Source organism: Candidatus Avelusimicrobium aviculae, assembly GCF_949292495.1.
Taxonomy (GTDB): Bacteria; Elusimicrobiota; Elusimicrobia; order Elusimicrobiales; family Elusimicrobiaceae; genus Avelusimicrobium; species Avelusimicrobium aviculae.
In genome coordinates, this window is sequence record NZ_CASEZB010000001.1 from 21,785 (window position 1) to 28,259 (window position 6,475).

Annotated in this window: 6 protein-coding genes; 1 reads left to right on the forward strand and 5 read right to left on the reverse strand. The window is 47.8% G+C overall.

The window, feature by feature from the left end:
• Positions 1 to 8 precede the first annotated feature (8 nt).
• The 4 genes from gpmI to ACQY33_RS00135 are packed head-to-tail and all read right to left on the reverse strand — an operon-like array spanning position 9 to position 4,588.
• Positions 9 to 1,562 carry a 2,3-bisphosphoglycerate-independent phosphoglycerate mutase gene (gene gpmI, locus ACQY33_RS00120; protein ID WP_428073042.1) on the reverse strand — a complete coding sequence of 518 codons (1,554 nt, stop codon included), beginning with the start codon at positions 1,560 to 1,562 and terminating at the stop codon, positions 9 to 11.
• Positions 1,559 to 2,167, reverse strand: coding sequence for a 3'-5' exonuclease (locus ACQY33_RS00125; protein ID WP_428073044.1), 609 nt, complete (start codon positions 2,165 to 2,167; stop codon positions 1,559 to 1,561). Before ACQY33_RS00125 ends, gpmI begins: the two co-directional genes overlap by 4 nt.
• 4 nt (positions 2,168 to 2,171) lie before the next feature.
• Entirely contained in the window at positions 2,172 to 2,885 is a 714-nt protein-coding gene (locus tag ACQY33_RS00130) for a hypothetical protein (RefSeq protein WP_428073045.1), read from the reverse strand.
• On the reverse strand, positions 2,882 to 4,588 hold the full coding sequence (locus ACQY33_RS00135) for an ATP-binding protein (protein ID WP_428073047.1): 1,707 nt from the start codon (positions 4,586 to 4,588) through the stop codon (positions 2,882 to 2,884). The genes ACQY33_RS00130 and ACQY33_RS00135 overlap by 4 nt, the downstream gene beginning before the upstream one ends.
• Positions 4,589 to 4,738: 150 nt before the next feature.
• Between ACQY33_RS00135 and ACQY33_RS00140 the strand changes: the two genes are divergently transcribed.
• A complete protein-coding gene (locus ACQY33_RS00140) occupies positions 4,739 to 4,987 on the forward strand; it encodes a hypothetical protein (protein ID WP_428073049.1) in 249 nt (82 codons plus the stop codon).
• Between the two features lie 103 nt (positions 4,988 to 5,090).
• Here the strand turns inward: ACQY33_RS00140 and ACQY33_RS00145 are convergent, their stop codons facing one another.
• On the reverse strand, positions 5,091 to 6,236 hold the full coding sequence (locus ACQY33_RS00145) for a hypothetical protein (RefSeq protein WP_428073051.1): 1,146 nt from the start codon (positions 6,234 to 6,236) through the stop codon (positions 5,091 to 5,093).
• Between the last annotated feature and the right edge of the window lie 239 nt (positions 6,237 to 6,475).

Sequence of the window (6,475 nt, forward strand, 5' to 3'; positions counted from 1 at the left end):
AACCTAAACTATTTGGAAGCGATCAAGCTTTTAGCCGTCATATCGGCCGGTTTTTCAAGCCCCATCACGTCCAGCACCGTTACGGCAATATCCCCCAGGTTGCCTGCGGGCTGCATAACGGCGTTTTTGTGGTCTTTGCTCAAATACACAAAATCCACCAAGTTGGTGGTGTGAGCGGTTTTGGGCATGTTGATTTTTTCGTCCCACATTTCTTCGGCGTTGCCGTGGTCTGCCGTGATGAATACGTCGTAATCCTTGGCTAAAGCCGCTTCCGCCACCGCGCCGGTGCATTCGTCCACCGTTTCCACCGCTTTAATAACGGATTGCAAATTGCCCGTATGGCCCACCATATCGCAGTTGGCAAAGTTGATGACGATAAAGTCATACTTTTGGGAAGCGATTTGTTTGAGGGCTTCGTCCTTTACAATATAAGCTTCCATTTCCGGGTGTTCGGCAAAAGTGGCCGGGTCAAAACGGCCTTTAATTTCTATGCGGTCTTCCCCGGGATAGGGCTTAATCAATTTCCCGTTAAAAAAGGAAGTTACGTGTTTGAACTTTTGCGTTTCCGCCAAGCGGAGCTGTTTTAAACCGGCTTTGGAAATCACTTCCCCCAGCAAATTGTTCATGCCGCCGCCGTCCGTCATGGAAGGCAAAGCGTTAAAGGGGAAAGCGTCATAATATTTGGTTAAGCCGCAGTATACGCAGGGGACGCGTTCGCCGCGGCGGCCCGGGTAATTATCGTCAATAAACGCGCGGGTGAGCTGGATGGCGCGGTCCTGCCGGAAGTTAAAGAAAACCACGCTGGAGCCGGGCTCCATTCCTTTATAATTCCCCAATACAGTAGGCGGAATATATTCGTCCACCATGGGGCCGCCGTCCGGCGTTTTCATGGTTTTGTAATCTTCGGCCACTACTTCTTCGGCGGTAGCGCCGTGCAAACCCTGGGCGTGTACAATTAAATTATAGGCTTTATCGGTCAGGCTCCAGTCTTCGCCGCGATCCATGGCGTAGTAACGGCCTTGGATAGTGGCGATTTGGCCTACGCCGTATTCCTTAATTTTTTGTTCCAGCGTGCGGATAAAACCAAGCGCACTTTGGGGAGGCGTGTCGCGCCCGTCGGAAAAGAAATGGATGTATACATTTTTAATGCCTTTTTCGGCGGCGTATTTCATAATGGCGTGCAAGTGATCCTGATGGGCGTGAACGCCTTCATCCTGCACCAACCCCATCACATGCAGGGGTTTGTTGTTTTTAAGGCAGTTGTCTATGCACGCGCTGAAAGCGGCGGACTGAAATAAAGAGCCGTCCTCAATGGTGTCTTTTAAACGTTTAAGTTCCTGCACCACAATGCGCCCAGCCCCCATGTTTAAGTGGCCCACTTCCGAAGAGCCCATATACCCCGCCGGCAGGCCGACCTGCTCGCCGGAAGCTTCAATTTGCGTATGCGGATATTCTTTTAAATATTTGTCCATATTGGGCGTCTTGGCGTTAGACACCGCATTGTATTTGCCGGGCTTGGCGTTACCCCACCCGTCACGAATAATAAGCACTACTTTTTTCATACTATACTCTCCTTATCAGTACAAATCAGTTCCGTCCACTTCTTAAACTGAAATTTTTGCAAATCCTCCACCGTGTGCACGCCGCGGGCGTACAAACGGTTTAAGAAATAATAAAAAATCTGTTCCGCCATTTTTGTATCGGCCATGGCCCGGTGCCAGCCTTGGCAGTTAATGCCCAGCTGCTGGGCTACGCAGCCCAAATTATTTTTGGCAAACCGTCCGCTTTTTCGGCACAGTTTAAGCGTATCCAACACGGGATTATCCGGCAGCCTAAAACCGCAGGAAGCAAACTCCTCGCGTAAAAAACCAAGGTCAAAATCCGCGTTGTGGGCCACCAATACGCAGCCGTCCAATAACGAAAGCAGTTTGGGGGCCACTTCCGCAAAAGACGGGGCGTCCGCCACCATTTCATTGGTAATGCCATGGATATTGATGACCTCCGGGCTCATGGGCATACCGGGGTTTAACAGGGTAGAAAACTCTTCCACCACCTCTCCTTGGTGGGTAACGGAAACGGCAATCTCGCAAATCTTTCCGCCTTCCAGCGGGGAAAGGCCGGTGGTTTCCGTATCCAGACAAGCAAATTTAGCGTCCGTTAAATACATAGTTTCACCAATTTAAATAAACCCGCCAATGCACCAGCCAGCTTACCACACACGTTACGCCAAAACCAAAATAAAACGCAAAGGAAGAAATATCCATCAAGCGTATTCTGCGCGCGTAAATAACCGCCACCCAACAGGCGGACATAAAAAACAAACAGCGCCAGCCCGCCAAAAGACCCGTTAAAAAGAAAATGGCGCGCATAAGCATCATAATCCAATGTTCGTCCATGGTGGGAAAATCGCGCCCGTATAAATCTTTTTCCACGCAAAAAATAAAATTGCCCAGCACTTTGGTAACAAACAATAACCCCACAAAGAAAATCACCCAGGTTTCAGCAAAAAAACTGCCCATATCATACAGCGCGCGAAAAGGCACCGCCAAAAACAATACAAGCAAATTAAACAAATCGTGCAGCACAAAAGACAATGTATTATGATATTTGTGCGCCCCGCTCAACTTAAACCACCCGTCCGAAAATATATACAAAGCCGTAATGGGGAACAACGCGCCCCAGCCCCGTATATGCGCCAAACCAAAGAAAGACCACTGCATATTCAAGTATTGCCAACACAAAGCCAATGCCAGCAGAAAAAACAACACGCCGCGCGCGGCGGCGGCTTTCCAGGGGTGGCTTGTGCCATAGGAATAAAACCGTTTGCCGTATAGGGCAAAATCAGCCAAATAGTACGCCAAAAACAGACGCCAAAAAACTATCATTTTTTCTCCTTCGGCAGGAGCACGGTAAAAGTGCTGCCTTTGCCGGGTTCGGATGATACTTGAATATCCCCGCCGTGCGCGCAGACAATCTGCCTGCTGATAAATAAGCCCAGGCCGTACCCGCGGGAATCCGAACGGACTTGATGGTATTTTTCAAAAATGGTTTGCTGGTCTTTCGGGTCAATACCCATACCGCTGTCCTGCACGGTGATGGAAACCCCTCTCTTTTCTTTCTTCGCTTCCAAACGCACAAAACCCTCTTGGGTAAATTTGATGGCGTTGGAAAGCAAATTCACCAGTACCCGGCGAAGCAGTTTTTCGTCCGCCTGCAAGGAAACGGAAGGCACTTGTACCGTCAGTTCCAGCTTTTTTTCCTGCGCGGAGGGAGCCACCGTATCGGCCGCCTCCCGCGCCAGTTTCTGCAAATCCACTTCTTTAAAAGAAGGGTTCAACATGCCGGCTTCCAAACGGGAAACGTCCAGCACATCTTCCAGCAAAGAGGATAAGTTGGCGGCGGCCTGGCTCATTAAGCGCAAATACTCTTTTTCTTCTTCTTGGCTGGCCTTGCCGCTGGAAAGTATATAAATATATCCCTGCAACCCAAGCAGCGGGGCGCGCAAATCATGCGCCACGGCGCGGAATAAATCTTCTTTCATTTGGCTGAGCTGGGCTTGCAGCTGGAGCGCTTGGTAATCCTTTAAATCGGCCGTCATCTTATTAAAAGAAGTAATTAAATTTTTAAATTCCCCCCAGCCGATGTCTTCATCTATCTTTTGGTCTAAGTTTCCTTCGCTTACTTCCTTAGCGGCTTTATCCAAAGCGGCAATGGGCTCACCCAAGCTTTCCGCAAAAGTAAGCGCGCCGAAATAAGCCAGCGTGGCGATGGCAAGCATGAACAGCAGAATAATGATATTTGTGTAGTGTATGGCGCGAAAAGCTTCGTCTTTAAATTGAAGAACCACCGCATAGGTGCCCCAAATAGGAGTAGGCGCATACGCCCCCACAAAAGAAGAGTCTTTTCCCTTTAAGCTTTTAATAAAGCGTTCTTTCCCTTCAAAAATCCGCTTCATTTCTCCGGCCGCAATCCCCAGCCGGGGCTGATGTTCCCCATAAAAGAACTGACCGTCTTCCCCCACAATATAAATCTGCCCCGTGCGGCCTATGCGCTGTTCCTGCATGCGGGTAAGCAAACCAAAAAAACTGACGATGCCGTACAAATAATCCCCATTGGGCATGGTGTACACAAACTCACTGATAGGGCGGCCTTCCACCACTTCAAACCCGCTGACGGAAACGTCATTGCTTCCCGCTTGCGGCAAAGAATCGTCTTGCGACAAATCCAGCGGGGGTATTTTAGCCAACAAAGCTTTTTCCCCCACGCGGTAGGTTTCTTTTCCTTCTTTATCAAGCACCGCCAGCATTAAAAAATCCGGATTGGCGGCCATGGCATTATGTAACAGCTCTTGAGGGCTTTGTGATTTTTGCAACGCTTCAGACACGTTTTGGGCAAAAGACAAACGCCACCCCAAATCTTCAATATGTTGGTTGATGGAAGACGCAGCCATTTGGGCAAGGTTAGCGTGGGTTTCCAAAATATTGTCTTTTAAATGCTCCTGATAATACACAAGAAGCAACGCCATAGGTATCAGCGGCATCAATACCACGGTAAGGAATAATTTAAAAAGTTTAGAAAATATAGACATAACTAACCTTATATAAATTATACCAATTCCCGCTTTCTTAAAGCATAGAAACCGGGGCCAAAAGGCCTCATTTTACATAGGTCCAAAATCCCTTCAAAGACGGGCCCAATGGCCCTGGCCCCGCGGCGACGCAAAGGCTATACTGTAAGTATGAAAGCATATAAGAAAATTAAAAATTTATTGTTTGGACACGCACACGAGGGCAGCGCAAAATTCCCTTATACAGCCCCCTTTGCCCAAGAGGAGAACATTGTATATCTTTCTCCCAAAGAAGCTGCTTTCATATACCGTCAAAACAAACGTATTACCCGCACCCTCACGCCGGATAATCCCCTCCTTAAAAAGGCCGGCAGCACTACCCACGGTGCCTGGTTTTGCAACATTAAACAAACGTTGTAAACCCCCTGTAAACCCGGCCGCAAAGCCGGGTTTTTATTTTTAACCCGTCAAACGAAACAAAAAATCCCGGGGCAATTCCCCGGGATTTAATGAATATTAAAATCTATTTTGCAGAGTATGCCCAGTCATGGAAAAACACATGCATATCACACCCTACCGCCAACGCCCAACGCTTATCCTGCATAACACGCACCGCCAGCAAGTTATAAAAACTAAACTCATCCCTGGCCCGCAATTGGGCGCGGTATTGGTTAATGTTTTTGGGAAAGGGGGCATATTTCTCTATCAAGCCGTTTAAATTAGCCCCTAAAGCATAATTAAATTCTAACACAAAAGGCTGGTAGGCCCGTAACTTTAAAGCAAGCGACCCCGGCTGATTGTAATTAGTGTGGCCCAACCCGGCATGCACAAAAACAACCGCGTTTGGATCTTTCTGTAAAATATTTTTTATAACGCGCGCCCAATAATTGTTCCTTTTATCCACCCCAGCGGGAGAAGACCATACCCGGTACGCGTCAGAACCCTCGTTATGGGTATAATCCTCAGCTATGGCCTGATCAGAAACCACCGGATTTTCCAGCCCAACCACCGGGGTACCGAAACGAATAATCCACTCTGTATAAGGCCTGTAAAACGGCCTTTTACGCACGGCTTTGTTTATTTCTTCTCTGGATATGGCGTAAAAACCGTTTTCTTCCGCGGACAAATCATCCACAAACTCAGAAGCATAATACACTTTTTTCTGCGGATGGGCTTTTTGATAATCCACCAGCATAGACAAAACTTCCTGCATTACGCGTCTTTGTTCATGCGTTTCCCCCACCAATACCACACGTGCAGACGGAGGAATTAGTTTGCCATAGGGGATAACACTATCATACAGCTGAAAAAGCACCGATTTATTAACAGAGGCTTTTTGTAAGGAAAGATACGCTTCTTTTTCTAAAAAATTATGTAAAGCTTTTTGCTGTAACTGGGCGTTGTGCTGTGTAAATTCCTGGGGAAGACGCTCTGGAAGAGATTTAAAAGAAGCCGAAAACATATCGCGCGCACAGCTGCCGCCAAGCGTTTTTTCCATCTGAAGCAGAGAAGCCGCGGCATTTTTCACGCTTTGCGGCCGGGAAGACTGCTCCACCTGCCGGGTAACTTGACGCAACGCACGGGTAAAAGAGTCTTTTTGCGCCCAACAACACGGCACATACAGCATAACCGCTAAACAAGCCCCCAGGCTCCTCCAAGATATATTCATGTTTTTATTATCCTAAAAAGGGGGTGTGGAAACAAGAGACTTTAGACCTATTTGATACTGGGCCTAAATGCCTAAGCGTTTTTTATCAAAAGTTTCCGCATGAAACTCCCCGGGCTTACGCCCGGGGTTTCTTTCTATACGAACAATTTCATTGTTCGCCCCAAATCTTCTTTTCCCTGCATATCTATATATTTTCGTATTTGTTCTTCGTTTATCCCTACCGTGGATACAAAGTATCC

Excerpts from the sequence above, each read along its gene's own strand:
- gpmI (WP_428073042.1), bottom strand. The coding sequence starts at position 1,562 with ATGAAAAAAGTAGTGCTTATTATTCGTGACGGGTGGGGTAACGCCAAG.
- ACQY33_RS00125 (WP_428073044.1), bottom strand. The coding sequence starts at position 2,167 with ATGTATTTAACGGACGCTAAATTTGCTTGTCTGGATACGGAAACCACC.
- ACQY33_RS00130 (WP_428073045.1), bottom strand. The coding sequence starts at position 2,885 with ATGATAGTTTTTTGGCGTCTGTTTTTGGCGTACTATTTGGCTGATTTT.
- ACQY33_RS00135 (WP_428073047.1), bottom strand. The coding sequence starts at position 4,588 with ATGTCTATATTTTCTAAACTTTTTAAATTATTCCTTACCGTGGTATTG.
- ACQY33_RS00140 (WP_428073049.1), top strand. The coding sequence starts at position 4,739 with ATGAAAGCATATAAGAAAATTAAAAATTTATTGTTTGGACACGCACAC.
- ACQY33_RS00145 (WP_428073051.1), bottom strand. The coding sequence starts at position 6,236 with ATGAATATATCTTGGAGGAGCCTGGGGGCTTGTTTAGCGGTTATGCTG.